Annotated in this window: 27 protein-coding genes; 15 read left to right on the forward strand and 12 right to left on the reverse strand. The window is 56.9% G+C overall.

The window, feature by feature from the left end:
- The first annotated feature begins 280 nt into the window (after nucleotides 1-280).
- Both EDE09_RS01045 and EDE09_RS01055 read left to right on the forward strand, forming a co-directional pair.
- On the forward strand, nucleotides 281-538 hold the full coding sequence (locus tag EDE09_RS01045; RefSeq protein WP_132408402.1) for a hypothetical protein: 258 nt from the start codon (nucleotides 281-283) through the stop codon (nucleotides 536-538).
- Between the two features lie 946 nt (nucleotides 539-1484).
- Entirely contained in the window at nucleotides 1485-2177 is a 693-nt protein-coding gene (locus EDE09_RS01055) for a hypothetical protein (RefSeq protein WP_132408404.1), read from the forward strand.
- 127 nt (nucleotides 2178-2304) lie between these two features.
- Here the strand turns inward: EDE09_RS01055 and EDE09_RS01060 are convergent, their stop codons facing one another.
- A complete protein-coding gene (locus EDE09_RS01060) occupies nucleotides 2305-3597 on the reverse strand; it encodes a pilus assembly protein TadG-related protein (protein WP_132408896.1) in 1293 nt (430 codons plus the stop codon).
- A gap of 297 nt (nucleotides 3598-3894) precedes the next feature.
- Between EDE09_RS01060 and EDE09_RS01065 the strand changes: the two genes are divergently transcribed.
- Nucleotides 3895-4350 carry a hypothetical protein gene (locus EDE09_RS01065; protein ID WP_132408406.1) on the forward strand — a complete coding sequence of 152 codons (456 nt, stop codon included), beginning with the start codon at nucleotides 3895-3897 and terminating at the stop codon, nucleotides 4348-4350.
- A 114-nt stretch (nucleotides 4351-4464) separates the two neighbouring features.
- On the opposite strand, the gene EDE09_RS01070 is transcribed toward EDE09_RS01065, so the two are convergent.
- A complete protein-coding gene (locus EDE09_RS01070; RefSeq protein WP_132408408.1) occupies nucleotides 4465-4668 on the reverse strand; it encodes a hypothetical protein in 204 nt (67 codons plus the stop codon).
- Between the two features lie 318 nt (nucleotides 4669-4986).
- Between EDE09_RS01070 and EDE09_RS01075 the strand changes: the two genes are divergently transcribed.
- The 3 genes from EDE09_RS01075 to EDE09_RS01085 all read left to right on the forward strand — a co-directional run bounded on the left by EDE09_RS01075 (nucleotide 4987) and on the right by EDE09_RS01085 (nucleotide 7633).
- Entirely contained in the window at nucleotides 4987-5880 is an 894-nt protein-coding gene (locus EDE09_RS01075) for a sensor domain-containing diguanylate cyclase (RefSeq protein WP_165924086.1), read from the forward strand.
- A 127-nt stretch (nucleotides 5881-6007) separates the two neighbouring features.
- Entirely contained in the window at nucleotides 6008-7102 is a 1095-nt protein-coding gene (locus tag EDE09_RS01080) for a diguanylate cyclase (RefSeq protein ID WP_132408412.1), read from the forward strand.
- Nucleotides 7103-7207: 105 nt separating this feature from the next.
- Nucleotides 7208-7633 (forward strand): response regulator, encoded by a 426-nt coding sequence (locus EDE09_RS01085; RefSeq protein ID WP_207914797.1) that lies wholly within the window; start codon nucleotides 7208-7210, stop codon nucleotides 7631-7633.
- Between the two features lie 5 nt (nucleotides 7634-7638).
- On the opposite strand, the gene EDE09_RS01090 is transcribed toward EDE09_RS01085, so the two are convergent.
- Complete coding sequence (locus tag EDE09_RS01090; protein ID WP_132408414.1) at nucleotides 7639-7890, reverse strand: DUF1127 domain-containing protein; 252 nt, start codon at nucleotides 7888-7890, stop codon at nucleotides 7639-7641.
- Between the two features lie 95 nt (nucleotides 7891-7985).
- On the opposite strand from EDE09_RS01090, the gene EDE09_RS01095 reads away from it, so the two are divergent.
- From EDE09_RS01095 to EDE09_RS01105, 3 genes are all read left to right on the forward strand, one after another.
- Nucleotides 7986-8813 (forward strand): helix-turn-helix transcriptional regulator, encoded by an 828-nt coding sequence (locus EDE09_RS01095; RefSeq protein ID WP_132408416.1) that lies wholly within the window; start codon nucleotides 7986-7988, stop codon nucleotides 8811-8813.
- 294 nt (nucleotides 8814-9107) lie between these two features.
- Nucleotides 9108-9668, forward strand: coding sequence for a recombinase family protein (locus EDE09_RS01100; protein ID WP_132408418.1), 561 nt, complete (start codon nucleotides 9108-9110; stop codon nucleotides 9666-9668).
- Nucleotides 9669-9881: 213 nt separating this feature from the next.
- Nucleotides 9882-11006, forward strand: a complete 1125-nt coding sequence (locus EDE09_RS01105; RefSeq protein ID WP_132408420.1) for a hypothetical protein — start codon at nucleotides 9882-9884, stop codon at nucleotides 11004-11006.
- Nucleotides 11007-11091: 85 nt separating this feature from the next.
- On the opposite strand, the gene EDE09_RS01110 is transcribed toward EDE09_RS01105, so the two are convergent.
- The gene (locus tag EDE09_RS01110; protein WP_132408422.1) at nucleotides 11092-11781 is read right to left on the reverse strand and encodes a hypothetical protein; all 690 of its coding nucleotides are present in this window, start codon (nucleotides 11779-11781) and stop codon (nucleotides 11092-11094) included.
- A 77-nt stretch (nucleotides 11782-11858) separates the two neighbouring features.
- On the opposite strand from EDE09_RS01110, the gene EDE09_RS01115 reads away from it, so the two are divergent.
- Both EDE09_RS01115 and EDE09_RS01120 read left to right on the forward strand, forming a co-directional pair.
- On the forward strand, nucleotides 11859-13037 hold the full coding sequence (locus EDE09_RS01115) for a cyclic GMP-AMP synthase DncV-like nucleotidyltransferase (protein ID WP_132408424.1): 1179 nt from the start codon (nucleotides 11859-11861) through the stop codon (nucleotides 13035-13037).
- Nucleotides 13037-14695 carry an E2/UBC family protein gene (locus tag EDE09_RS01120; RefSeq protein WP_132408427.1) on the forward strand — a complete coding sequence of 553 codons (1659 nt, stop codon included), beginning with the start codon at nucleotides 13037-13039 and terminating at the stop codon, nucleotides 14693-14695. Before EDE09_RS01115 ends, EDE09_RS01120 begins: the two co-directional genes overlap by 1 nt.
- Nucleotides 14696-15750: 1055 nt before the next feature.
- On the opposite strand, the gene EDE09_RS01135 is transcribed toward EDE09_RS01120, so the two are convergent.
- Together EDE09_RS01135 and EDE09_RS01140 are read right to left on the reverse strand one after the other, a co-directional pair.
- Nucleotides 15751-17076, reverse strand: coding sequence for a glycosyltransferase family 2 protein (locus EDE09_RS01135; RefSeq protein ID WP_132408431.1), 1326 nt, complete (start codon nucleotides 17074-17076; stop codon nucleotides 15751-15753).
- Between the two features lie 27 nt (nucleotides 17077-17103).
- Nucleotides 17104-17334, reverse strand: coding sequence for a hypothetical protein (locus EDE09_RS01140; RefSeq protein WP_132408433.1), 231 nt, complete (start codon nucleotides 17332-17334; stop codon nucleotides 17104-17106).
- Between the two features lie 60 nt (nucleotides 17335-17394).
- Here EDE09_RS01140 and EDE09_RS01145 point away from each other — a divergent pair, with 60 nt between their 5' ends.
- Nucleotides 17395-18279: a transporter substrate-binding domain-containing protein gene (locus tag EDE09_RS01145; RefSeq protein ID WP_132408435.1), complete on the forward strand. Its 885-nt coding sequence runs from the start codon at nucleotides 17395-17397 to the stop codon at nucleotides 18277-18279.
- A 30-nt stretch (nucleotides 18280-18309) separates the two neighbouring features.
- On the opposite strand, the gene EDE09_RS01150 is transcribed toward EDE09_RS01145, so the two are convergent.
- The 3 genes from EDE09_RS01150 to EDE09_RS01160 all read right to left on the reverse strand — a co-directional run bounded on the left by EDE09_RS01150 (nucleotide 18310) and on the right by EDE09_RS01160 (nucleotide 20305).
- On the reverse strand, nucleotides 18310-18975 hold the full coding sequence (locus tag EDE09_RS01150) for a helix-turn-helix transcriptional regulator (protein WP_105370548.1): 666 nt from the start codon (nucleotides 18973-18975) through the stop codon (nucleotides 18310-18312).
- A gap of 187 nt (nucleotides 18976-19162) precedes the next feature.
- Nucleotides 19163-19810, reverse strand: coding sequence for a response regulator transcription factor (locus EDE09_RS01155; RefSeq protein ID WP_132408437.1), 648 nt, complete (start codon nucleotides 19808-19810; stop codon nucleotides 19163-19165).
- Between the two features lie 87 nt (nucleotides 19811-19897).
- Nucleotides 19898-20305 (reverse strand): hypothetical protein, encoded by a 408-nt coding sequence (locus tag EDE09_RS01160; RefSeq protein WP_105370550.1) that lies wholly within the window; start codon nucleotides 20303-20305, stop codon nucleotides 19898-19900.
- Nucleotides 20306-20381: 76 nt separating this feature from the next.
- On the opposite strand from EDE09_RS01160, the gene EDE09_RS01165 reads away from it, so the two are divergent.
- Together EDE09_RS01165 and EDE09_RS01170 are read left to right on the forward strand one after the other, a co-directional pair.
- A complete protein-coding gene (locus tag EDE09_RS01165) occupies nucleotides 20382-20732 on the forward strand; it encodes a DUF952 domain-containing protein (protein WP_207914798.1) in 351 nt (116 codons plus the stop codon).
- Nucleotides 20729-21820, forward strand: coding sequence for a quinone-dependent dihydroorotate dehydrogenase (locus EDE09_RS01170; RefSeq protein WP_132408441.1), 1092 nt, complete (start codon nucleotides 20729-20731; stop codon nucleotides 21818-21820). The genes EDE09_RS01165 and EDE09_RS01170 overlap by 4 nt, the downstream gene beginning before the upstream one ends.
- On the opposite strand, the gene EDE09_RS01175 is transcribed toward EDE09_RS01170, so the two are convergent.
- From EDE09_RS01175 to EDE09_RS01185, 3 genes are read right to left on the reverse strand one after another with little or no spacing between them, the layout of a single operon-like run.
- A complete protein-coding gene (locus EDE09_RS01175) occupies nucleotides 21796-23148 on the reverse strand; it encodes an MATE family efflux transporter (protein ID WP_105370552.1) in 1353 nt (450 codons plus the stop codon). The genes EDE09_RS01170 and EDE09_RS01175 overlap by 25 nt on opposite strands.
- 3 nt (nucleotides 23149-23151) lie before the next feature.
- Nucleotides 23152-23637 (reverse strand): CAP domain-containing protein, encoded by a 486-nt coding sequence (locus tag EDE09_RS01180; RefSeq protein WP_112797363.1) that lies wholly within the window; start codon nucleotides 23635-23637, stop codon nucleotides 23152-23154.
- Between the two features lies 1 nt (nucleotide 23638).
- Nucleotides 23639-23905, reverse strand: coding sequence for a DUF6460 domain-containing protein (locus EDE09_RS01185; protein ID WP_105370554.1), 267 nt, complete (start codon nucleotides 23903-23905; stop codon nucleotides 23639-23641).
- A 133-nt stretch (nucleotides 23906-24038) separates the two neighbouring features.
- Here EDE09_RS01185 and EDE09_RS01190 point away from each other — a divergent pair, with 133 nt between their 5' ends.
- Entirely contained in the window at nucleotides 24039-24968 is a 930-nt protein-coding gene (locus tag EDE09_RS01190) for a methyltransferase domain-containing protein (RefSeq protein ID WP_132408443.1), read from the forward strand.
- The last annotated feature ends 95 nt before the right edge of the window (nucleotides 24969-25063 follow it).

The raw sequence follows: 25063 nt of genomic DNA on the forward strand, positions 1-25063 counted from the left end.
CGCTGTTTAAGGGGAAAATAGGCGTGCGGACGTCATTACTGCAGTTTTATGATCCCTGCCTCGCAACTCCGCCCTGACGCGGGATCCCTCGCGGTGCCGGAGAGGCGGCCCTTTTTGGAACCTCCATGGACATTACGATCTGGTACGGCATATTAGCAACTGGACCTATTTCGAAGAGATGAGTTGCCGGAGTACTGATTGCGGGCCTATGATCGTGCGCGCATGAGACGATGACCCTGCTCAGCGCCTTAAACGCAAATTTTCCTTCGGAGCTGGTTGGGTGAAATTTTACCTACATGTTGATGATGATGCCGGTCTGGTACGGGATCTCAATGGCATCGAATTCGAAGGATTGGAAACAGCGGTCACCGAAGCCACCATCGCCGTGCACGAGATTGTAGCCGAGCATTTTCAACAAGACGAACCCCTGACGCTGAAGGCGATTATCATCTGCGGCGAAAACGGAGAGACGCTCCATAGAATAAGCGTTGCAGAAGCCCTCGCGACCTCTCGTGAGGGCTCTGCTTTACTCATGTAGAAGCACCCGGCTTTGCCCGGTGAACGTGGGCGGTCGTACGGTAACCAGAAAGCGCGCGCTGCCGACAGGTATTAGACGATTTTCGGAATGAAATTGCAGGCGTGGCGCTAATTGTGTTCCACAGTGGCGATCCTCATAGAGGTCGTCGATTTGTCGCCTCGCGCTGGAACGACGTATTCCCTTTGCCGTCAGGCTCTGGATGATGCATTGGACTCTCCTCAGGGTAGCCGACCTAGCCATTCAACGCTCTACCGATGTCTGGTTTCGCATGGAGCTGCTTACCAAGATCCTCAATGCCATACGGTTTCGCGAGGAATATAACATTCGAGGGAAGCTTGCCTTGTACTCGACGGACATGTCCAGACGTCGCAATAACGCGGATTTGCGGCCAGCGATCGTGAATCGCCCTCGCCAGACCGACTCCGTTGAACTGTCCCGGTATGTCTATGTCGGTGAAAACCGTTCCTATATCGTTTCGGGATTCCAAAACTGCGATTGCCTCGTCAGAACCGTTTGTCACCACGGCTTCAAGCCCGGCATCCTCAACGATGATTGACGCAACCGGCTGACAAGGGGGTCATCTTCGACCAACAGAACGACATTCTTCTCCGCTTGCTCCCGATAAGAACCCATGGACCTTACGCCTTCCTAACCCACACACATCAGCGGTTCTGACGCTACTCCGTAGGCGAGGCGAACTCCTTATTCACCGATCGGTTCCCGATTTTTTTGTCGCCCGGCTCAATTTCAAGCTGGTGTTGCGAAAGCGGATCATGATCCTATCCCTTGACCGGCAGTTGCCGGAATTGAACCACCAGAGCCCTATACTGAGCTGCTGCCATTGGATTGGCCCGAGGTTCATGCGTGCCTAAAGGCATCAGTTGGCCCATAGTAGACAAAGGCGGTCGCGGTAAGCCAAAACGGTCTTTTCGATAGGGTCAATTCAATGCAAAACATTGCAGCCAGCATAACGGGGTTTTTGTTGTGGTTCCTGATGGCCATCCCCGCCCTTGCAGGAGATCAGCATGGCCCCAAGAAGGTAATGTGGATTTCTGCGACAATTGGAGGCGCTCGTTTGCAGGTGCCTCTGGTGCACGGATTGCTCATTAGCACCACTGACCGCAAGAACGATTTTCATTTATCGGGGGGACAGGCGGACCATGTTCAGGCCGAGATCCGAAACCGACTGCAGTCAATGGCCAACAGCGAGACTGGCTTACAATTATCCAATTTGACGTTGATGATCGACAAGGTCTGTGCGTCGGGTGTTGATGTTCCGCTATGCCGGCATGCCATGGTTCCGCCCGCGGAGAAAGCCCATGTAAGCTGGATAGAAGTCATCCATCGTCCTGATATGGCGTTCGCAATGGAGTTACTGAGTCTGAAGGAGGCAGGCGAGGCCCCGTTATCGGGGACATCATCATTCCGCCGAATCACCCACCTCCACAAAAATCAAGGACATCCCTATGCCTGCCCCCCGGATCGAGAATTCGGTTTTTGTTGGATGTATATGAAACTAGGAGATGACCTGTTGGCAGTAATTATGTTCTGGCGGGAAAAGAACATGTCTCATTTGACCCCGTTCGCACAGATCGCTGATGACATGGGGATGACGATCGCGCAGTTGATGAAGGAATAGGCAGACCTGCCGCCGGTAAGCGAGCCTGCGGAAGTTTTTTTCCTTTAGGGTAAACACGGGCGCGGTCTTCGAAGCCGCGCGATGCAACTGTCCGCTGACGATCAAAGCGATATTGGGCGCGACAAATCTAGCTTGCGAGACGCGGCGTGCTCACGATCTTGAGGAACAGCGTGTTCATGGCTTCTTTGATGCCTTGCGAAGGGCTCACCTCGAAAAAGTAGCCCGGGGTGGCACAGTTTTGCATCATTGGGCCGATCTCATGCTGGAAAGGTTTGATCCACGTATTGTACCAGCCGTTCGTCGGGAGAGGCAGGTACGTCGTGTAAAGAACCGCGATTTTATAGCCCTTCTTCTTCAGCTGGTCGCAAGCCTTGATGTCGATCGGCTGCTGACAGCGGCTGCTCGTCAGCTTTTTCATACAGCCGCTCGCCTTCTTGCTGTCGTTGACGCCGTCCGACACGAAGAACACGATCTTCTCAGGGCTCCCGGCAGTCAGGCCGGTGCCCGCTGCGCCCATTTTGTTGCCGATATCCTTAAGCGCGCGGTCAAAGTCGGTCTGCTGGTCGTTGTCGTATCCCTGATATGGGATCGACATCAGATCGATAAGCGCAGCGTTGCTTTTTGCCTTCGTCAAATCATCGGTGAGTGAGGAAATTTCCAGGAGCTTCGTGTCCTCTGCCTTTTGTCCGAACGTATAGACGGCCATACGAAACTGGTTTGAGGTCTTTCTGACGTTTATAGCAGTGTCCATGAGCGCAGCGGTTGCTTGAGCCACGACGTTGATGCGGATGGTTACGCCGAGCTTCTTAGCGAGATTGTAGTAGCTATTCTTATCTTCGACGCCCTTGTCGATGATGTGGCATGCAAACGCGCATTTGTCTGAGGTATTGGCAACCATTTTATTGATGTCGGCGGGCGTCGCTCCGACACCCATCGACGGTGTGTTGTCGAGAAGCAGATAGAAATCGCGAAACGTCTCCGTCTGAAAGACCGCTGTCGCCGTGCCGCTGATATTTAGCTGGTTTTTGCCGATGACCTTCAGCAACGTCGTCGGCATGCTCGCGCTGTAGGAAAACACAGCTTTGATCTGATTATTTTCGCGTATGACTTCCGCATGCGTGCTGTCGATCACAAAGCCTGTCTTCGCCGACAGCTGCCCGCTAAACAGCTTCTCTGCATCTTCGGCTGCCTCACTGATATTGCCGTCGTCGGTCATCAGCATCGCTTCTTTGAACGCGACCGAGCTTTCTGCCACAGCGCCCAACGCTGCGGCGTCTGCTGCATCTTGAAGCCGAGTCTTCAGCGCCAACGCGTCGCTGATGTCGATGGCAAGTCCCGCGACTCCGATCAGCGGGACGAGCATCAAAGCGCTCATAATCCCGAAGTTGCCTGACCTATCGCGCAGATATTCTCGTAGCATAAGCAGCCCCCGTATTTGCTTTGTTACGATGATAAGCAAGAGCTTTAATTCTCGTAAAAAGAGGGCGTTGCCATAAGGGGTATGACGGTAAAGGCAGGTTGATTTCCCTACTAAGGTCAATAATACCTAAACGGTTCCGGAGATCATTTCTCAGCGGCCATGGCAAAACTCGCACTGAAGGTCGGTTATCGGCAGCCACATGGACCTCAACCGTGGGCAAGAATACTTCACACAAGGCTGACCAAGTAAAGACCAGATGGCCTCCCCGCAACGGCGGTCCCATAGAGATTAAAAGTCATGAGCGATCGCAGCTTCATTTTCGACTACCAAGATCAAAAGGCGAAAATGTTCAGGTTCGGGAACTGCCTTTACGATCTGCAGACCGAAAAAGCCCTCTTCAGGATAGAAAACGACTGGGCGATTTGTCTGGAAACGGGCGGGAGGGCGTTCTGGATCCACGACCGCTACATGTACCAGTATTTAGGCGGATCAAGACTTAGCGTGCAACCGGTAATGTATCATGACGAGCAGGGTCCTGTTCGCCCGATCTATGAGCGTCCCGTCAGCCGTCTCAGCAACGCAAAGACGAAGGTCAACCCCATTGTGCAGGTTCGCATCGCTATTGGTATTGCGCTTCGGAAAATGGCCGGCGCATTTCGCTGTTGGTTGGTCAGGAAGACTTGCTCGGCAGTCTCTATTCTCATGACGGTCATCAAGCGCTCAGCGCGCCGGCTTAAAATGATGCCGCCATAACCTGCAGCGGCGGTCTTTACCGGTCCAAGTACGCATATGCTCAGTAGCAGGGTTAACCTCGTCGCGGCGAGGAGACCGGCTCCACCATCAACCGTCGATCGATGTCACAGCCCCTCACGGGCTTGAACGTATTGAGCTGACATCCATTACCCAGTGCTCGACCCCGGCTGGGTTCAGGTAGGCTGCCATGAACGCGTCTAGATCGGCGCGTCTAGGGCCGAAGCTGTCGAAAATCTGCCGCGCCTCCCGAGCCGGCAAACCATAGCGATGGCGAAACGCGGTGATAGTATAGATATTTTCGTCAGAAGATTTTGGCATCGATGCTCCTCCGTTCGTGTACGAATTCCAAGAAGCCGCAAATGTTCCATCAAGTCGTCCCTCGGCATAGCTGCTCACGCTGGTTCATGGGACGTGCAAGGATCTAGTCTATCGCTCCGAGTCGATGCGCAACGTCTAATTAAGTTATTCATGTTTTCATCATCTAATAGATATTCGGATTGCGCGGCCTCTTCAAAGATAGTCCGCCAACAGTTGCAGGCATGAATGACCAGCCATGTTCTTGGATGAAGATCACGAAGCACTCGAAGCAGCCGAGCTTACCAGCAGACGCTCGTCGACACCCAGGAGAGGATGGGCATGATGCTTGACCTCATGCCGATGGGGCTGCTTATTCATACTAGGCAGGGGATTATTTTCGGAAACCAGGAGGCGGCACGCCTCCTGCAAGTGCCGCAAAGTGAAGTCGTCGGCAAACACTTCCTCGACTTCCTGACCACGCATGCGGAAGAAGCCGCCCAACAGATGGAGGAGGCATTTGACGGACGGATCAGTGTCGAGCCGACCGAGGCTGAGGTCAGAACCGCCGCGGGTGCAACAAGGACGATCAAATTGATCGCAGGCGCTTTGCCTTGGGAGGGCAACCCCGTCGTGCAGCTTCTTCTCCAGGACATCACGGACTTGAAGATGATCCAGCAGAGATTGCATCTTCTGGCGGTCACAGACGAACTGACGGGGGCGTTCAACCGTCGTCATGCATTCCAGATGGGCCATGCGCTATTTCGAGAGGTGGAAGCTGCTCCCACCGGAATTGCCCTTGCGGTACTCGATGTCGATCATTTCAAGCGAGTCAACGATACCTACGGACACACAGCAGGTGATGCGGCTTTGAAAGCGCTGACGCAGTCCGTCCAGGAGTTCATAGCAGCCGAGGCAGCTCACAAGATGACCTTTGCCCGCGTCGGCGGTGAGGAGTTCATGATCTTGTTTACCGCCACGGAGCCAGAGGCGGTGGTGGAGGTGTGCGAACAGATCAGGCGTGAGATCGAAAAGCGACTCGTCCTGTCGACTGCGGGCAGTTTCAAGATCACGGTCTCGATCGGCGTCGCAGTTCAAAACCAAACGGACAGCTCCTTCGACACGCTTTATTCCAGTGCTGACAGGGCGCTCTACGAGGCCAAGTCAGCCGGTCGAAATCGTGTCTGCCGCCATGATGCCGGACCGCAACCGCGCGGACGTTCGACCGCGACGTGACCTAGAGCGCGCTCCCTTTTCACGCAGGTGAACATTCGCTGACTACATGATTTCCAAATCTTCCGCCCTAACTTGGTCTACGTTCTGCAGAGCAAATGGGATCAAGAGGCAAAGGTCATTAGGGCTAATGGAAGTTGATGGACTGCTCGTCGCGTACATCCGAATCCTCGGCGTCGCGGCCCTTGTCGTCTACGGTTATTCCTGGATAGCACGGACCATAGATCGAAGTCTCGTTAAAGGCACCGCTATTGGTCTGCTCTTCGGCACAGGCGGCGTCATTTCGATGCATGATCCGGTCGTCATGATGCCGGGGCTGATCTATGATGCCCGCTCGATCCTCCTCATCCTGTCCCCCATCTATGGCGGCCCGGTCGGGATGATCATTGCTGCCCTGATGATGATAATCCACCGTCTCTTGATTGGAGGCATTGGCGCGATCGGCGGCACTGTGAGCATTCTGGTTGTCGCGGGGACCGGTTATCTATTCACCCTCATGCCGCGTTCGTGGCTGGGGACGGGATGGCGACGGTCCCTGTTGCTCGGGCTGGCGACGGTCTCTTCTTTCGTTGTGCTGGCCTTTCTGCCGTCGGCTGTCGCGATCGAGCTATTCCAGACGGCAGCTCTTCCCGTGATGCTGGCGAATGTCGCTGGCGTGATGCTTCTGACGGATCTTTTTCATCGGGAAAAGGAACGGGTCCGCATCCTACGCGCGTTGGAAAATGAAGCGAGCGTCGATCCGCTGACGAAGTTGCCCAACCGCCGTTTCTTTCAACGCGCCGCCGACCGCTGTGCCGAGGAAGCCGGTTCGAAGCGCATCCCATTTTCCGTCATCATGCTCGACATCGATCATTTCAAGAAGATCAACGACACATGGGGACATTCAGTCGGCGACACTGTACTTGCCAAGGTGGCTGATACCATCCGCGACGCCATTCGCAAGACCGATATTGCCGCACGATATGGCGGCGAGGAGATCGTTGTCCTGTTACCGTACACACGCCGGCAGGATGCCTTCAATGTGGCCGAGAAGATCCGCAGCCAAGTCGAAGCCGGAAGCCTCTTGGTCGATGGGCAAGAGATCAAGGTAACGGTAAGCCTCGGCGTTGCCAGCGCCAACGCTCATGCTCCTGATCTCCAGGCAGCCCTGAAAGAGGCAGACACCGCACTCTACAGAGCAAAGTCGGCCGGTAGAAACCGATGTGAAATCGCAATGGCGGCATAAAGGCGCTATGCAACGCGCCTCGGTCCTCCGATGCGAGGGAACGACTGCTCCTTGTAGGCGTTAGGCTTCGCTCGGCCGAGGCTGGCCGAACCTGCGGAGCTCCAGATGAATGATATGTCTGCGATGCCATTGGTCTTGTTAGTCGAAGATCAGCCGCTCCTTCTTCTCGAGGCGGAGGATATTCTTAAGCAACAGCACTTTCAGGTGATCTCCGCCGTGAACGGAAACGAGGGGCTGTCGGAATTGGACCGAGATGCAACCCGCTTTAGCGCCGTGATAACAGACGTGAGGCTAGGCGATGGCCCCAACGGTTGGGACGTTGCCCGGCATGCGCGCGAATTGGTTCCGGCGATGCCGGTGGTTTATGTGACGGCCGACAGCGCGGATGAATGGGCGGCAAATGGGGTGCCCGAAAGCATTCTGATAGCGAAACCGTTCGTGCCGGCGCAGTTGGTAATGGCCATCGCCACGCTTCTGAACCAGCAAACGGTTTCTCATGCGACCGGCAACATGCCCGCACCGGACCAGTAGCGCCATCACCTTGCCCGCCGCTTTGCGGATCTCGCATCCATTTGCGCTTGCGATCGTGCCAGCTCGCGGATCTCATGACGCGCGACGCCTATGTCTGCCAGATCACGGTCCGATAGCCACTGTAGTGCCTGTTCCGTTTCGCGCCGTTGCCACCAGCGAAGGACGATGGGTACTGGAATCCGCAAAGCTGCGAGTTTCGGGAGCAGGTTTCGGGCAATGCGGTCGGAGACTTCGTTCTGTCGGAGTTCGAATGTCATGGTTTCCATCCCGGTTATGCTGCGGTGAAGCCAATCTAGTGAGATACCGTCCGACGTGGTATCGGTAGTCTGGCAAATTATGTCTGTGAGACGCCATGATAGCCCCTGACAACCTAACCAACGTTCATCTGCCTCAAGACGGCTTCGGAGATTATCCGCACACCGCCGTCGCCCAAGGTGGAGCGGAACCCGCCGGGCGAACCTATTCCTTCCACACGCATCACCGCGCTCAGCTTTTCCAGATCGTGCGGGGGTCGCTCAGGCTGGAGACCGAGCGGGGTTACTTCATCGTTCCGCCTGAACGTGCCGTATTCGTGCCATCAGGAGTCCTTCACGAAGTGACCTATCTTCAGCAGACGGAGCGGAGCTATCTGTTCTTTCGGCCCGACGCGGTCGTAAACCTGCCCTCCGAGGTCTCCGTGATCGGAACGACGACGCTCCTGCGCGAACTTATCCTTGCGTTCCTGGAGATACCACGCGCAGAGGCCGGCAGCGACCGTGCCGAGCGGCTTGTTGCAGTCATCCTCGACCAGCTTCAGGCAAGTCCGGTCGCCCCGTTGTCACTTCCCTCACCGGCATCCGAACGTCTCCGTAACGTCGCTGCGGACATCAGGAACGAGCCGGGTGGGAATTGGCCGCTCAATGAACTTGCGTCCCGTGCGGCCATGTCCACACGCAGCTTCCAGCGCCATTTCCAAACTGAGACCGGCATGAGTTTTCGCGCGTGGCGTCAGCAGGCGAAACTCCTCAAAGCAGTGGAGTGGCTCGCCGCCGGTCGAAGTGTGGGCGATATCGCCTTCTCGCTCGGCTACTCCGGCCCCAGCGCTTTCATTGCAGTGTTCAGGGCGGCCTTCGGCGTCTCTCCCGGACAATATTTTGAGGGATCTCTCCGGGCTATGGTACCGGATTCGACGCGTGGCTGACGCAATGAGACGTCCTATGGCTCAACGGACCCAGATCATCCGCATCGACGAAAGCCAGCTAGCGACCCCATCTGGGTGAACTTAGGAGTAACGAAGCGAGTGCTGATATGATTGATCGCTTCGCACTGCACGACAAGGATGAGCGGTCTCCGGCAAGCGCGCAATGGCAATTCAGTAACTTCAGGGTATACCCCGGCGTGGCAGGTTTGCAGGTTACGGCGGGTCGCGTAACATCCGGGTTGACGCCGCCTATTTGTGACAAGCTAGGCTTTGGCCTAAAGCTAGAGGTTACAAATGGCCCGCATTGGTTACGCCCGCGTCAGCACAATTGATCAGGATCTACAGCTCCAGCTCGACCGGCTTCGGTCTGAGGGCTGTGAAATCATTCGCTCGGAGAAGGTGTCTGGAGGAACGCGCGAAGGTCGCGCCGAACTTGCGACGGTGATCGAGTTCCTGCGGCGAGACGACGAGCTGGTTGTTACCCGGCTGGACCGGCTCGGACGCGACACCCGCGATGTCCTAAACATCGTTCATGAGTGCCAGCAACGCGGTGCGTTCGTGACGGTGCTTGACCCTCACGTTTCGACCCGTGGAGAAGTCGGTCATGTGGTGCTAACGGTGCTCGGGATGGTGGCACAGATGGAGCGGCGATTCATCAAGGAACGTCAGCGCGAGGGTATTGCTCGCGCGAAAGCGGCCCTTATGTACAAGGGGGGTAGCCCACGTTTGGATCACAAACTCATTCACAAGCTGCATATAGAGGGCTTGGGGGCATCAGCTATCGCCAGACAAGCCGGATGTTCGCGAATGCAGGTGTATCGCGTGCTTGCGAAGACTGTGGCGACCGCTACCTGACAATTGCCGGCCGAATGAATGTAGCAATCTGGGCGGTCGGCATCTGAGATCCAGACATAGCAAGTTGCGTGTTTTTGTGAGATTCGAAATTCGGCGCTGCAATCAAGGAAAGTGCTTCGTTCAACGTGCTCTGCATGGTGGCAAATCCCCCCTTCAGCAATCCTTCACGCTGGGATCGTACAATCGCACCTCTATCCTACCAATGAGCTTTACATGACGATTGTACACGTTAGCGCAAAAGCATCCTTCCCGTCCCTTATCGCCGACTGCGCGTTATCCCAGAAAGGATTTTTTCTTCGTCCGATAAAGTTGCCAATGGATGGAAATCGGCAAGGACGCGCCGCGTTCTTTGGATCCGCCGTGAAAATGATGCAACAAAAAGCCGTGGAGATTAATTCCACCATCGTAGCCGCGTACGCCGGGGACACGAGCGCAGCGCGAACGTACCTTAAATACCTCAAGGCGAACGCAGATTCATTGACGGACCTTTCGCGCCTCAAAGATTTCTTCTTAGAACTCCCGCAACACCCGTTAGTATCCAATGTAGTTGATCGAGAATTCGTAATTGTCGGTTTGTACGTCAATGGACAGACCAAGCGCGCATTTAAGTTCACGTTTCCAGACTGCGTGTGGCTTGAAGATAGTGAAATAACTGTGGGGTCTGGTGCAGAAATCGTTGAGCGAATTATCGCCAATTCTAAGACTAAGGTGTTGAAGCCGTCAGAGGAATTCCGCGACGCAGAAATGAAATTCATTTCGCTGGTAGCATATCTCTTGGGGCACGAGGGCTTCACTTCAGAACCACATCTAGAAAAATTCGGAGGAGCTTACACGGGGTTCATTCACGACGGCTCTAGATTCTGCAAGAACGCCCCGTATGTCGCGATGCATTGGGGCGCAACTGTTTCAACTAAAGGAAAAATCGAGCGGCAGGCTCAACCCGTAATCTTGGACAGCCAGTGGATCGACGATTGGGTGCTTGTACGTCGCGCGCATGCCCATGGCGGCCGAAGGCAGCCTGATTTCACGCAGGATGAATGGCTCATTCCGCCGCTTATGTCCGATTTTGGCTATCCAGAAGAAGAAGCCTTCGATGATCTTCTTCTTGAACGCCTTAGAAAGGATTATTTCAGTAAAAATTTCTTGCTTGTGTCAGAGATAAGCTGCCACGGAAAAACTCTACAGATGAGCGCGTGCCACACATTGTATGGTGAAGCGGACGATGCCGCTTCCCTTACGAAGTCAGGTGATCGCCATGAATTTAAAGTCCGCAATGAAGTGCTAAAGCGAAACATTGACCTTGCCCTAAAACGGCTAAGGCAAAAGTCAGGTATATAGACAAAAGCGGTTCGCTTAAGCCGCCAACGTTTCTTATCAGCAGAGCTGCCAAGGACCCACGTAACGTTACTGACCGAAGCTTTATTCACGGTTTCAACCTTTTGAAGGTAACCGGCCCCGCCGTATTCATTGCGCGTCGCCACATTCGGGCAGTCCAGGCCAACCCAGATAGCTGGTCCTTGGAGCCGTCATACTCAAGCCTCGCTGCGCCATAGAACTCGTTATCGTCTGACACGTTGTCAGTAGCGTTTACTTGTTTGTAAAAATAACAAATACCGGGCGCTAGCAGCCCTTTTTTTGGAAAAGGGTCCACACTAATTGTGTCAGACCTATCGATGGGCGTGTTGCCTTTCGGATTCCACATCTTCATTTCAAAACTCCACCACGTCTGCGTGATTTCAGCCTCCAGAACGACCGGAGTGAGCGGGGCCAACTGGTCCGACGAGCATTGTCTCATGTCAAGTACAACGCTCTTTGATGCCGCAGCATCGAGAAGTTGTTGTTGTCTGGGCCAATTTGATGCCAATTCAACCCGCCACCGGCCATTAAGATCGGGAAAGATGAGCTTCCCAAGAATGGGAAATTTGCGCCAAAACCACCGCCAAACCGGATTCCATAAAAGTGCGTTCAGAAGCAGCCAAGCTACCCCTGGAATGGAGGAAGCCCTCAGCTCGACCGACAATATATTCGGCAGGCTGTACGCGAGGGAAAAAAGGCCGACGATCAGCCATCCGAATCCCACGAACATCATTTGTTTTGAAAGAATTCTGTACATTAGCGCCTCAGCCCACTTGAAACAGGAAGTTGCAAATCCCATTGTTGAACAAAACATGATCAAATTATAGGTGTTATGTGACTCTTGCAAACGCGCATGCGCTATTCTGTGGTCTGAAATCCCAACCTAGTTACCTTGCAAATCTTACTATCGAAGAGGATGAACGCACCGGCTTGATGGAAGCGAGGCGTGAGATTCGCGCCACCCTCAAAGCTGCCGCAGCCGGAATCATCACGCATGATGAATACTGGCAAGATGCCTATTCCAACCGAAACTGGCGCACACGCCCGGCCATTGAAGTAAAATTCATGACGCAGGGCAGTTTTGCCTACGGAACAATAAATGCCCCCGCTCAAAAGCCGCATCAGGAAATCGACCTAGACGATGGTATGTACGTTCCGGTTGAATTCTTAAGCAATGGCGAACCGGCCCTTGCAGCGAAAGGGCTGTTCGCGTTCGTCGAAACCGCCCTCGCGGACCTCTGCAAAAAGAATAACTGGAAGCTAGCGGAAAAGCCGAACTGCGTGCGCGTAAAGTTGTGGCCGGGGGCGCACATCGATATACCGATCTATTCCATTCCTCGTGAGCGCTTTGAAGCGATCAGGGAAGCTCTGGAGAAGAGTCACGCTGCAACTTTTGCCGCAAGGGACTCCGTAACCACCTCTTGGCGTCTTCCTTCTGATAAAATTATGCTTGCGCAGCGCGATGGTACGTGGGTTCAGTCGGACCCACAGCAACTTCACGACTGGGTTGTAAGCAGGTCAGACCGCTACGGCGCAGTGTATAAGCGTCTATGCCGGTTCTTCAAAGGGTGGCGTGATTATATATGGTTAAAATCACCGTTGTCTTCTCTTTGTATTATGTGCGCGGTCGATCAAGCTCTACAAAAGCTCAACGGCTTTCCCACGGAAGATCGCGATGATGCTCTTATTCTGGAAATCGCGAAGGAGCTGCCTGACCTGTTCAATGGCAAGATTGAAAACCCGGTTCTGAAGCATCTTTGCATCAACGAGTGGTCTGAGGAAGATCGAGACGCCATCGTGTCCGCGGCTCGGGAACTCCGAGACGAAATGAGCTCCGCGCTTGAGCGGACAGGCGATGCAGAATTGGTTGTCAAGAAGCTGCGAAACAAGTTCGGACAGCGAATGCCCTACCGCCCTGATTCGGTAAAAATGGCCTCCAAGATTGCCGCCGTTCAAACCGCCATTCCTGCTACTGTGGCAGCACCGCGCGTCACAGCCTCAACGTCAGGATAATGGATAAAAGGTCTGCTCTCCAAAATATCGACGCGACTCTCCAAAGGATTGGTTTTCAATACACCGGATCCGGAGTCGCTGACTACTCGGGTTCGATCAGTGTCCACGGCCAACCGATAGATATCTCACTTTCGATTCCAGATGTTAGCTTTGTACAAAAGCCGCGAGTATTCTTAAAAGATCGATCTCAGATTCCACTTGAAACCCTAGCCCATGTCGAGTCAGGTGACGGTATTTGTTATGCTTCCGGTGCCGGCTTGCCGATTGATCTCTATAGACCTGGCGAGGCAATCCTACGAATACTTGATGAAGTCAAGCGTACCCTGGAGCTTTCATATCGTGGCCGCGCAAAACTCGAAATTGTAGATGAGTATCAGCAGTACTGGTACCCTAAACTTGGCGTGCAGGTCCTATTGCCCAAACAGCAGTCTTCGGGTGGGACCGATGGTTTCGTATTTTTCGCGAGTAGGAATGGTCAAGTCGAGTTTCTATGCCTAGATAGAAGGCCGGCACTGCGTGGGTACGATGTTACTTTTCCCGAGCCGGCACGCCTACGATGCGTAAGCGAAAAGCTCGGACCCGGGGGTGGCATTAGAGCGCCGAAGACACTCGAAGATTTACGGCGTTGGGTCGATGGCCAGCCCGCACTCGGTGTTAATTGGCAAGTAATCTTCAATGAACTTTGCCAAGGGCTAACCGTGTTCTTCGCTGGTCCCAATGCGTTTGTTGGCGTCAAGATGGAAGTGCCTAAGGAGATCGCGACAGCTATCCTTCGCAAGTCTATTCGCAAACAATCCCTTACGAAGCTGTTAGTCAACAGGATGGATAAAGTGAGTGTGGAGCGATACGCAGGCAATTGGTCCAGCCTAGACCACGTCAGTTCACGCAATATTCCCGAACGCGACAATTTTAAGAATATATCAGTTGCCTTGATCGGCGGCGGAACAATTGGCGGCTACTTGTCACGGTTGCTTGTTCAAAGCGGCGCGGGAATGGATGGACGCCTGTCTATCTTCGACAATCAGTTATTGAGCGAGGGGAATATAGGCCGTCACGTGCTGGGGTTCGAATATATCGGCAAACCTAAAGCGCTTGCGCTCAAGGCTGAGTTGGAGCGGTTTCACCCGCAAGTAAGTGTACGAGCATTCAACGAAAACGCGCTGGACTGCTGGAGCCAAATCGCAAATTGTGACCTTATCATCGACGCGACCGGTGAATGGAATGTGCAATCAGCCTTGAACGATCGATTTCTTGCAGGACGTGATTTTCGGGCAGCAGCACTCCTCCATACGTGGATATTCATGAATGGCGCAGGGGTCCAAAGCTTCCTCAACCTCCGAGACGGTCTTGCCTGCTTTCGCTGCCTTAAAACAAGCTTTGATGGTCGGTGGCGATATCCTGCAGGGGATGAACGACATGTGCTCAATGTTCAGCCAGCTAGTTGTGGCGATGGCTCTTATGTGCCGTTTTCGGCTGACGCTGCGGTAATGGCTGCAAGCTTGGCAAACCGAGCTGCGTTGGATTGGGTATCAGCTAAGCCGGGTGCTCGCTTGCGGACAATTGCAGTTGATTTGGAGCGGGGAAGATATCAAAAGCCGGTCTCGCCCACTGCACTAAAAAGCTGCCCTGCTTGCCTAGGTAATTCGAGTTCGCTTTGATAAAGGTCTTGCTTCCCAATCTCATAGTACAAGAGATCCGAAGTTATCTAGGCAATAGTTCTGGAAACAATGAACATGGTGGGTTGTTGCTCGGCTTCCGAAAGCCTTCAGCAGTCCAGGTCCACTCCGTTACTTTTCCCGATCAATGGGATCGGTCGACGCCAACGCGTTTCCATCGATCTCATCGCGGTCACGAGGATAGGGCAATCAAGCAATGGCTGTCGTCCGGGAAGACCGTCGATTGGGTTGGAGAGTGGCACTCTCATCCTTTCGGAACCAGCCTCCCATCATCCATTGATCGCGATAGCTGGAAAAAAATTGTGTCGCATACTGCGCGTCCAATGGTGTTCATAATATTCGGTCGACTAGATATGTATGTCGGCCTGCAAACCGCTCTCGCCGGATCCGCGTTGCGTCTCGTTGTTGAAGAAAAGTCCGACAACGCCGCGCTTTATGGATAACGGAGGCCGACAAACGTTGTCCGGCCACGTACGAATTAAGCCATCAAAATCCGGCTGCAAATGTGGGTATAAAGTGGGTCGCAGGTGCTTGCTTTGAAAAATAGCCGGTTTTTCGATCGCTTGCAAAGCACATTGGCGGAGAGGGTGGTAGCCGTGCGTTTTATCCGAGTGGGCAGTGTAACGTGATGGGAGCGCAAAATGGAAAAACTTGAGACTGATTTCAACGCTGCGATGTTCTCGATCGACCAGCGAGCTAAATCAGAAGCTCGGTATAACGCGACGGTATTCCTGAGAATGCTCACGGAACGGGGTGGGTGGAAACAGCAAAGTATCTTATCAACGCTACAAAGCCCTCAGATGGGTACATAAATCTCCTATGAACGGCAATGCTTGGATCTAACCGTCGAGGCGATGGTACTGGAAAATGTGAGGTGGCACGCGTTATTCATCGACGACGAGCTATCAAGAGCGAGAGCGCGACTGGATGAGTATCACTACCAGCACGAGGCTTGAGCGGGATGGCACTCCCAGTGTCGCTGCCCGTCCAGTACATTCCCGGCTCCGGAGACACCACCCCTTGGCGAGTGAATGTTGCTATGATGTTGCTGTCGTCCAATTCTCAGCCGTGGATATCGAATAAATATCTCGCGTTTGCAATAGGTTATGATTCCTTTCGTAAAGGTGCAGCCAGCCCTTGAACCATCGGCTTCGCTGAGCCATCCAGACGCGGATCGCGGTCGGGGCGTCCTCGAGCGTCTGGCGCACGATCACATCCGCGCGGTAGCCGAGGCGGTAGAGGCGTAGACCGAGATCCGCGTCCTCGGTGACGTTGAACGGATCCCATCCGCCGACGGCAAGCAGGGTTTCGGTGCGGAAGTGATTGGAGGTGCCGCCGAGCGGCAGAGGCATCCGGCTGCCGGCGAGCATCGGCAGCAGGCCGCGAAACAGGCCCGAATATTCGAGGGAAAATAGCGCGCTGATCCAGGATTCCTTGGCATTGGTGATGATCAACGGCGCCTGCAGGCAGGCAACCTCCGCAGGTGAGGTTTGAAAGCGCGCGTAAGCCTCGCGAAGTTGCTGCGGATGGGGCCGGTCTTCGGCGTCATAGATCGCCAGATATTCGCCGCGTGCCGCAGCCAGCGCGTAGGTGAGAGCCTTCGGCTTGGTGCGCGGATTGCAGGGAGGCACCTCCACGATCTCGAAACATGGGCCTAAGGCAAGCGCCTTGAGGGCTGTGATCGTCTCGTGGTCGTCCGCCTCGCAGACGAGTTTGATGTCGAGCAGCGCGGCCGGCCAGTCCAGCCGCTTGAGGCTTGAGATCAGCTGCTCTGCAACGGCGGCCTCGCGGTAGAGCGCTACCATCACCGTATAACAGGGAAGCGGCGCATCCCGCGCGGGTAGCGCCGGCAGCATGGCCGGGGCGAAATTTTGCCGGGTGAAGGCGGCAAATCGCAGGAATAGGGATGCCAGATAGATGCATGACAGCCCGATATGCAGCATAAGCAGTGTTGCGAGCGGCATGAAGATCAGCGCGGAGATAATGGCGGCAAGCCCAAGTCCCGCATAAAAACCTTGGTGGCCGGCCAAAACGATGCGGGCCGAGAAGTCGGGAAATTGGTCGAAAAGAGTGGTGACAGCTTCCTGGACGCGTCTGCGGGCACCGGCCCTCCAGACTGCGCTGCGGACCGCCGAAGGCGTGGTTATCGCAAGATCGCGACCGAGAGCGGGCATGGCCGCAAGGGCCGCGCCGAGGTCGGCGAGCCTTGAGGCTTCCGGCACCACGGCCACCTGCGGAGCGCGATGCCGGTGGGCGATGCGGATCTGGCTGGGGCGCCGCAATTGCGTGTCGAGCAGAGGTATGTCGGTTAAAAGGGACGGATCGATGGTGCCGATAAAAGGCAGGCGCAGAAAGCGCGCCATGGCTCCGTAATAGGCGTCTTCCTCGACCTAGCCGCTATGAAGCAATTCGCATTCGATGGTGGTGCCGTTTTGCCGCGCCCGCTCGGCAAGCGTTGAACGCAGGGGTTTTGAAATGCCGAGCGCCGCAAGGGCTATCAGCTCCGGGTCTTCACTCGAAACGTGGACATTTTCGGCAGCCTTGCTTGCCGGTGGAGCGTGATCTTGCCACACGCCATCTTGCACCGGCGGCGATGCCGGCGGATATTCCCCTAAACGCATGACTCTGCTACACCGCCCGCAAGCGGACGCCCCAACCTTGTCCCGATCTGGATCATAGCGATGCGTCTTCTGATTGCATGCCCGAATATTAAGGGGTTCTTCACCATTTTGCAGCTTTGCCTTGCGGCGGGCGCATTGTTCGCCTTTCTCGTGTCGAGCCATGCGGCTCGCGCGGACGATGGGCTGCCGTTGATGTTCGATGCGCGCGAGCGTCTCCCGCGGCCGGATCTTTCCAGCCTCGTCCGGCTGAGGATACTGACGACAATCGACTTTCCTCCTTTCAACTTTGCCGATCAGACAGGTCGGCTCGCCGGTTTCAATGTCGATCTAGCCCGCGAAATCTGCGGTGAGTTGAAGATCGAGGCGAAGTGCCAGATCCAGGCGCTGCCGTTCGAGGAACTGGAAAAGACGCTGGAAAGCGGGGCAGGCGAGGCGGTGATGGCCGGCGTCGCGGTTACGCCGGATCGGCGCCGGCGGTTTTCGTTTTCGAGGCCTTATCTCGGCGTGCCGGCTCGCTTTGCCCGCAACCTCGCCGCCAAGATCGACGGCGACACGGCTGCGGCGCTTGCCGGCAAGCCGGTCGGCGTGGTCGAGGGAACGGCCCATCAGGTGATGCTGAAAGCCTTCTTCCCGAAGGTCACGATCATCCCGTTCGACAGCCATGAGATGATGCTGGAGGCATTGAAGGCCGGCAAGGTGGATGCCGTGTTTTCCGATGGCCTGAGACTGCCCTTCTGGGTTGCGGGAGAAATGTCGGCAAAATGCTGCGCGCTCTTTGACGGCCCCTATCTTTCGGAAAAGTTCCTCGGCGAGGCGCTGACCGTCATGTTCCGCAAGAACGATCCCTTGCTTGTTGCGGCTTTCGACCACGCTCTCGGCGCGCTCTCCCGCAATGGACGCTTGCAGGACATCTACCTGCGGTATTTTCCGAATGGGCTTTATTGAGGGGAATTCTTTCCTAGCGGTTCGCCATGCCTATTGGCTCGCCCAGATGATGCGTGCCATCCAGTCCACTTCCGAAAGATCGAAGCTGCGGTTCGGATGCTCGGGATTGAGCGACATCAGCTCGACCGTCCGGGCCGTCTGGCGCGAGAGAACCTTGGCCATGACTTCGCCCTCGCGGGTTTTCAGGACGACGCGGTCGCCGCGCCGCACCTGTGCGCCCGGTTCCACGATGAGCACATCGCCGTCGCGATAAAGCGGCATCATCGACTCGCCCTGGACTTCAAGCGCATAGACGCCGGCCTTGCGCGAAGGGTCGATCGGGAACTCCACCACATCCCAGCCCTGGCCGGCAGGAAAGCCGCCGTCGTCGAAAAAACCACCCGCACCCGCTTGAGCAAAGCCGAGGAGCGGGATGGTGCCCCCCTGCGGCGGGAAATTGCCTTCCGGAAATGCCGAACGGCTGGAGGAGGTCGGCAGATAGCTCATGAACTGGTCTACCGTCGCCCCCGTCGCCTCCAGCACCTTGGCGATCGATTCCGTCGAAGGCCAGCGCAGGCGCCCGTCCGGCCCGAGCCGCTTCGACTTGTTGAAGGATGTCGGATCCAGGCCGGCACGCCGCGCAAGGCCCGACGGTGTCAGTTGATGGCGTTGGGCCAGCGTATCGATCGCGTTCCAGATCGTTTCATGTGACAGCATTTTGCCCGTACCCGGCGCGCGAGACAGGGCCGGACAAACCGGCGCTCGGCGGCACCCCTTCGATCAATCTCTCCACGGCCTTCAGGCTGCATGACAGCAAGCCCAGACACCCCGGATTTTAACGGAGGGCGGGCCTCGCGTAAAGAGAAGGAAGGAATAAAATCCTGCAATATGGATGAGGCTGGCGCTAGGCCACCAGGGCCATGTTGATCTTGCCGAGCTTGATCACCGCCTGCGTCCGGCTGTCGACGTTGAGCTTCAGCAGGATTGCCGAAACATGCGCCTTGATGGTCGCCTCCGAGACGCCGAGTTCGTAAGCGATCTGCTTGTTCAGCAAGCCTTCGCCGAGCATGGTCAGCACCCGGCTCTGCTGCGGCGTGAGCGTTTTCAGCCGATCCATGAGTTCGGCAAGGCCGGGATCTTCTTCAGGCTGGGTGGAATCGCCCTTTGGCGCCCAGATATCGCCCTCGAGAACCGCCTGAACGCCGGCCCGGATCTCGTCGAGGCCGGAGGATTTCGAAATGAAACCCGAGGCGCCCAGTTCCAGGGCGCGGCGTATCGTGGTGCCGTCGTCGCTCGCCGAGACGATAACGATCGGCAGGCCGGAGAATTCCGCCCGCAGCGACATCAGCCCGGAAAAACCGCTAACGCCCGGCATTGCCAGGTCGAGCAGCATCAGGTCGGCCTCGGGATTGGAATCGGCGGCACGCCGCGCGGCTTCGAAATCACCCGCCTCGATGATCAGGACTTTTTCGGCGATCCCCTGAACAGCCTGGCGCAGGGCGCCGCGAAACAGCGGATGGTCGTCAGCGATGATAATTGTAAGTGTCTGCATTCCCACGCTCCCTCCCAAGAGCATAGTTGTGCCTCTGTATCTTCGAAAGTTGTAAACCTCCGGAGCGACGGAAACAAGTGCGGGAATTCACGTACGATTTGGTTGAGGTTTGTCCGCTTCCCGCTCGTCGATGAATTCGCCGACGATCGCCATGAAACGCCGCATGAACTTCTCCATGATGGAGAGAGACTTGTCCACTTCCTCGTCGGTGGGCAGTGCCGTCGGCGGCGTCTGGCTCAGCCGCTCCTCAAGCGACGTCACCCTCTTTTCCAGTCTGTCGAGTTCCTCTTCGTAAGCTGCCCGCTCGTCCGGCTGCATGCGGCAGGTCAGCGTCCCGTTTTCCTCGCGGCAGAGCGTCATGGCGCCGGTCTGCGTATCGAGCCGAACGACGCCGCTTTCGGTCCGTTCCAGCTGAAAACGGTTCTGCTGCGGCGCCTGGGCGTAGGAGGCCGCGGGAATGACGAGTGCCACGGTGAATAGTGTCAGAACCTTCATCTTTTGGTCCTCCTCAGGTGGACAAGCGCCGGGCTTTGCGGCAAACGCACCGATTATAACAGATACTCGAGAGTTCATGATGACGGATATGGTGTATAAGATCGTGCCGGAAACGCTCTGGCGCCAGGCGAAGGGTAGCGGTGTCTTCGACGGCGCGGGTATCGATCTCCAGGACGGCTACATCCATTTGTCAACCGGGCCTCAGGCCAGAGAGACGGCCCGGCTGCATTTTGCCGGCGTTGCAGGCCTTGTCCTGGTGGCCGTCAACGCGGCGGAGCTTGGCGAGGCGCTGAAATACGAGCCCTCGCGCGGGGGTGACCTCTTCCCGCATCTTTACGGCAAGCTGCCTTTTTCGGCGGTGCTTTGGGAAATGCCGCTGCTGATCGGCGCAGACGGCGTGCATGCCTTTCCGGAGAAAATGCCATGATCGGTCCCTTTGCCGGGCTTGCCTCGCGCAGCCTTTTCGTCTTCGACCCGGAAACGGCACATGGTCTGTCGATCGCGGCATTGAAGACCGGCCTCGTACCCACCTGCCGTATCGCGAACGATCCACGTCTTGCCCAGACGATTGCCGGGATCACCTTTCCGAACCCGCTCGGCCTTGCCGCCGGTTACGACAAGAATGCCGAAGTGCCGGATGCGATGCTGAAGCTCGGTTTCGGTTTCACCGAAGTGGGCACCGTGACGCCAAAACCTCAAGCCGGCAACGACAAGCCGCGCATCTTCCGCCTGGTGGAGGACCGCGGGGTCATCAACCGGCTCGGCTTCAACAACGAGGGGCATGAGGCGGCCTTCGCCAGGCTTTCGGCACGGCACAATGCCCCGGGGATCGTTGGCGTCAATATCGGCGCCAACAAGGATACCGCCGATCGCGTGGCCGATTACGTCGCGGGCATTCGAAAGTTTTATGCGCTCGCCACCTATTTCACTGTCAACATCTCCTCCCCTAATACACCGGGCCTGCGCGACCTGCAGGCCCGCGACAGCTTGAAGGCGCTGCTGGAAGCCGTGCTTGCGGCGCGGGCGGAAGAGGGGCTGCGGTATGGACGAACCGTGCCGGTCTTTCTGAAGATCGCGCCCGATCTGACGGAGGAGGGGTTGGACGATATTGCCTCCGAAGTGACCTCCCATCCGCTGGACGGCCTGATCGTTTCCAATACCACGCTTTCCCGCGACGGGCTGAAGGATCAGATCCAGGCGAAAGAAGCGGGCGGCCTTTCCGGCGTGCCGCTCTTCAAGCGGTCGACGGTGATGCTTGCCAAGATGCGCAAACGCGTCGGCCCGGCTCTGCCGATTATTGGTGTGGGTGGGGTTTCCAGTGCGACGGACGCCTTGGAAAAAATCCGCGCCGGCGCGGACCTGGTGCAGCTTTATTCCTGCATGGTTTATGAAGGCCCCGGCCTGCCGGCAACGATCCTGAAGGGCCTCTCGTCGCTTCTCGACCGGGAAAAGCTCTCCTCGATCCGGGAAATCCGCGACACCCGTCTCGATCAGTGGGCGGCGGAAAAACTCTGACGCGCCTTGCGGGGCACCATCGCCGCGAGGAAGATGCCGCGCATCAGCAGGAAGAGGTTGAGCGACAGCCAGAGCCCGTGATTGCCGAAAAGCGGCACGAGCGCGGCGAGCGCTAAACAATATCCGGCGAAGGAGGCGAGCATCATGTTGCGCATCTCCCGTGACCATGTGGCGCCGATGAAGACGCCGTCCATCTGGAAGGCCAGCACGCCGGTCAAACCCGTCAATGCCGCCCATCCGAGATAGCTGTAGGCCGTCTGCCGCACGTCTTCGGACGTCGTCAGCATGTCGATAATCGGCTGCCCGAAGAGAATGAAGAACAGTCCGACGGCGCCCGCCATGGCGAAGGACCAGAGGCCGGTCAGCTTCAGCGCACGGTCGAAGGAAGGACGATACCGCGCCCCGACCGCCCTGCCGGCCAGCTGTTCGGCAGCCCCCGCTAGACCGTCCAGGAAGAAGGCAGACAGCATGAAGACGTTCATCAGCACGGCGTTGGCGGCGAGCGTCACGGCGCCGAAGCTGGATCCGACGCGTGTCAGCAGCGCAAATGCGCCGTTCAATATCAGTGATCGGATCAGGATATCGGCATTGAGGTGGAAGAGCTGTTTGAGCTTGGCCGCGTCGAAGATGTCCACACGGCTCGGCCGATGGACAGCAGAAAACTGCCGGCTGACGATCAGGAAGCCGATCACGACCGCCGCGGTTTCGGCAAGCGCGGTTCCCCAGGCCACTCCGGCAATACCCCAGCCGAGACCGAGGCCAAGAAAGATCGAAAGCATGATGTTCGTGCCGTTGAGAATGATTTGCAGGACAAGGCCCAGCAAGCCCTGGCCGCGCCCGAGCACATAGCCGAGGATCGCGAAATTGGCGAAGGTCGCGGGGCTGGTCAGCACGCGGATCCTGAAATATTGGCGTGTGACGTCAGCGACGGCGGGATCGCTGGTCATCAGCTCCGGCGCGAAAGCGAGGATCAGCGGAGAAAGCGCCAGCATGACGAAGCCGAGCCCGAATGCGCTGAGGAGGGCTCGCCAGAACACCGCCTGCTGTTCGCGATGGTCGCCACGGCCGAAAGCCTGAGCGACGAGACCGGTGGTGGACGTGCGCAGGAAGCTTAAGCTGCCATAGATGAGGTCGAAGAGGATTGCGCCGATCGCCAGCCCGGCGAGCGCCTCGGCCTTTCCGAACTGGCCGACGACGGCCGTATCCGTAAGCCCGAGCAGCGGGGTCGTGAGAAAGCCGAGCGTCATCGGGATCGCGATGCCGAGTACCAGCCGGTGCGTCACGTCGAACGGCTTTGCGGCCTGCCCTTCTGGTCCGCGGCCATCCATCGCCTAACCCGAAAGGACCATGGCCCAATAGGTGCGGCTGTCATCGGCGCGCGCCACGGCGACGCCGAGCCCCCTGAAGGAACCGAGCATGTTTTCGAGATGCTTGGGAGAGTCGATCCAGGCCTGCACGGCTGCGTTTACCGAATCCTGGCCGCTGGCGATGTTTTCGGCGGCGGGCAGCGCCACGTCATTGCGCTTCATGCGCGAGCCGAAGTCGTCGCCGAAGCCGATCAGGTGTTTCATCTTCTCGGCTTTTGCCATGCGGATAGCCTGCTGGGAGGCAGCCTTGCGTGCAGGCGTATCGAGGGTCAGTGCCGCCAGACCGCGGCTTTGTCTCAGCTTGTTGACCATCGGCAGCGCCGCTTCCGTTTCGTCCTCGGCGCCTGCGGTCGGGGTGAGAACAGATGTCGTGGAACAGCCGGCGAGCAGCAGGCCCATTCCTGACATCATGAGGAAACCCCGGCGGGAGGAAATATAGAGGTCGGTCATGTCAGCGGCGGTAGCTCAACAGGCGCAGGATGACGAAGATCGGAATGACGACGATGGCGCCCAGCACCAGATAGTTGCCGACCCGGCCGAGAGCCCGGAAACCGTTGTACCAGAGGTCCAGGAACCAGTAGCGGACCGTATCGACGATATTGTCCGGCGTGAAGCCAAAAAACGCCAGTACGAACCCTACGATGAGGCACACGACGATCAGCTTGATGATCGTGCGACCCGGCGTATCGCCCAGGAACCTGTTCATCCCGTCCGCCATCCTTGTCTGTCTCCGAATTGCCTGAAACGCATACCCGCGGCTCGTCTGCGCCGCAAGCGCCTTGGCCTCCTCAAATAGAACTTGAGTTTTTTTGTGGCTTCGGCAAAGAACCCGCGACCCTTGGGAGCCGATCATGTCCGCCAGCCAGTTCTCCTCCGGCGATGTGATCGCCGACCGCCGCGCCGACTATGCCCGCATGTTGGCGGAGGCGGGCGATTTCGCCGCCGCCGCGGAACTCGTGGAACAGGCCCTGGAACTCGTCCCCGGCTGGGCCGCGGGCTGGTTCCGGCTCGGCGAATATCGTGAGAAGGCCACACTTGCGACCGCCGCGGACGCATATCGGCAGGCGCTCGATCTCCAGCCAGACGACATCTTCGGCGCAAGATTGAAGCTCGCGCTGCTCGGCGCCGAGGAAATGCCGGCCCAGCCCCCGAGCCGTTATGTCGAGGGCCTGTTCGATGACTATGCCGACCGGTTTGATACGGCGCTTGTCGAGAGGCTAGAATATTCCGTGCCCGGCAAGCTCGCCGCTCTCGTCGCACCCCATGCGCCGTTCAGGAATACCGTCGATCTCGGTTGCGGCACGGGCCTTTTCGGTGCCGAAATCCGTGGCGGGACGGAGCGCCTCGAAGGCTTCGACCTCTCCGGGAACATGCTGGCCAAGGCGGAGGCAAAGGGCCTCTATGACCATCTCGGCCAATCGGATCTCAGCCTTTCCCCAGAGATGTCCGGCCTTTTTTCCGGCGTTCTTGCGAGACAGCGCGCCGATCTCGTTTCCGCCGCCGACGTGCTGATGTATCTCGGATCGCTGGAAACCGTCTTCCCACTGGTTCTTGAATTGCTCGCACCTGCGGGGCTCTTCGGTTTCTCCGTCGAGGATGCGGGCGAGGAGCGGTCTTTCGTTCTTCGGGATTCTTTGCGTTACGCCCATTCCGAAACCTATATCCGGTCTCTGCTTCATCGCTACGGCTTCGAAATTCTCGCGTTGCAAAAGACCCCCATTCGCACGGATGCCGGCAGACCGATCCAAGGTATCCTCTTTCTGTCGCGAAAGCTCGCCTGACCGAATGTTTCTTGCTTTTTTCGCAGCCACCATATCGCCGCTTGAACGGGCTTGATGACGGTTTTATTGCAGTGCAATATCGCCGAGAATGAAGG

The organism is Neorhizobium sp. S3-V5DH (assembly GCF_004343065.1).
GTDB classification, from domain to species: domain Bacteria; phylum Pseudomonadota; class Alphaproteobacteria; order Rhizobiales; family Rhizobiaceae; genus Neorhizobium; species Neorhizobium huautlense.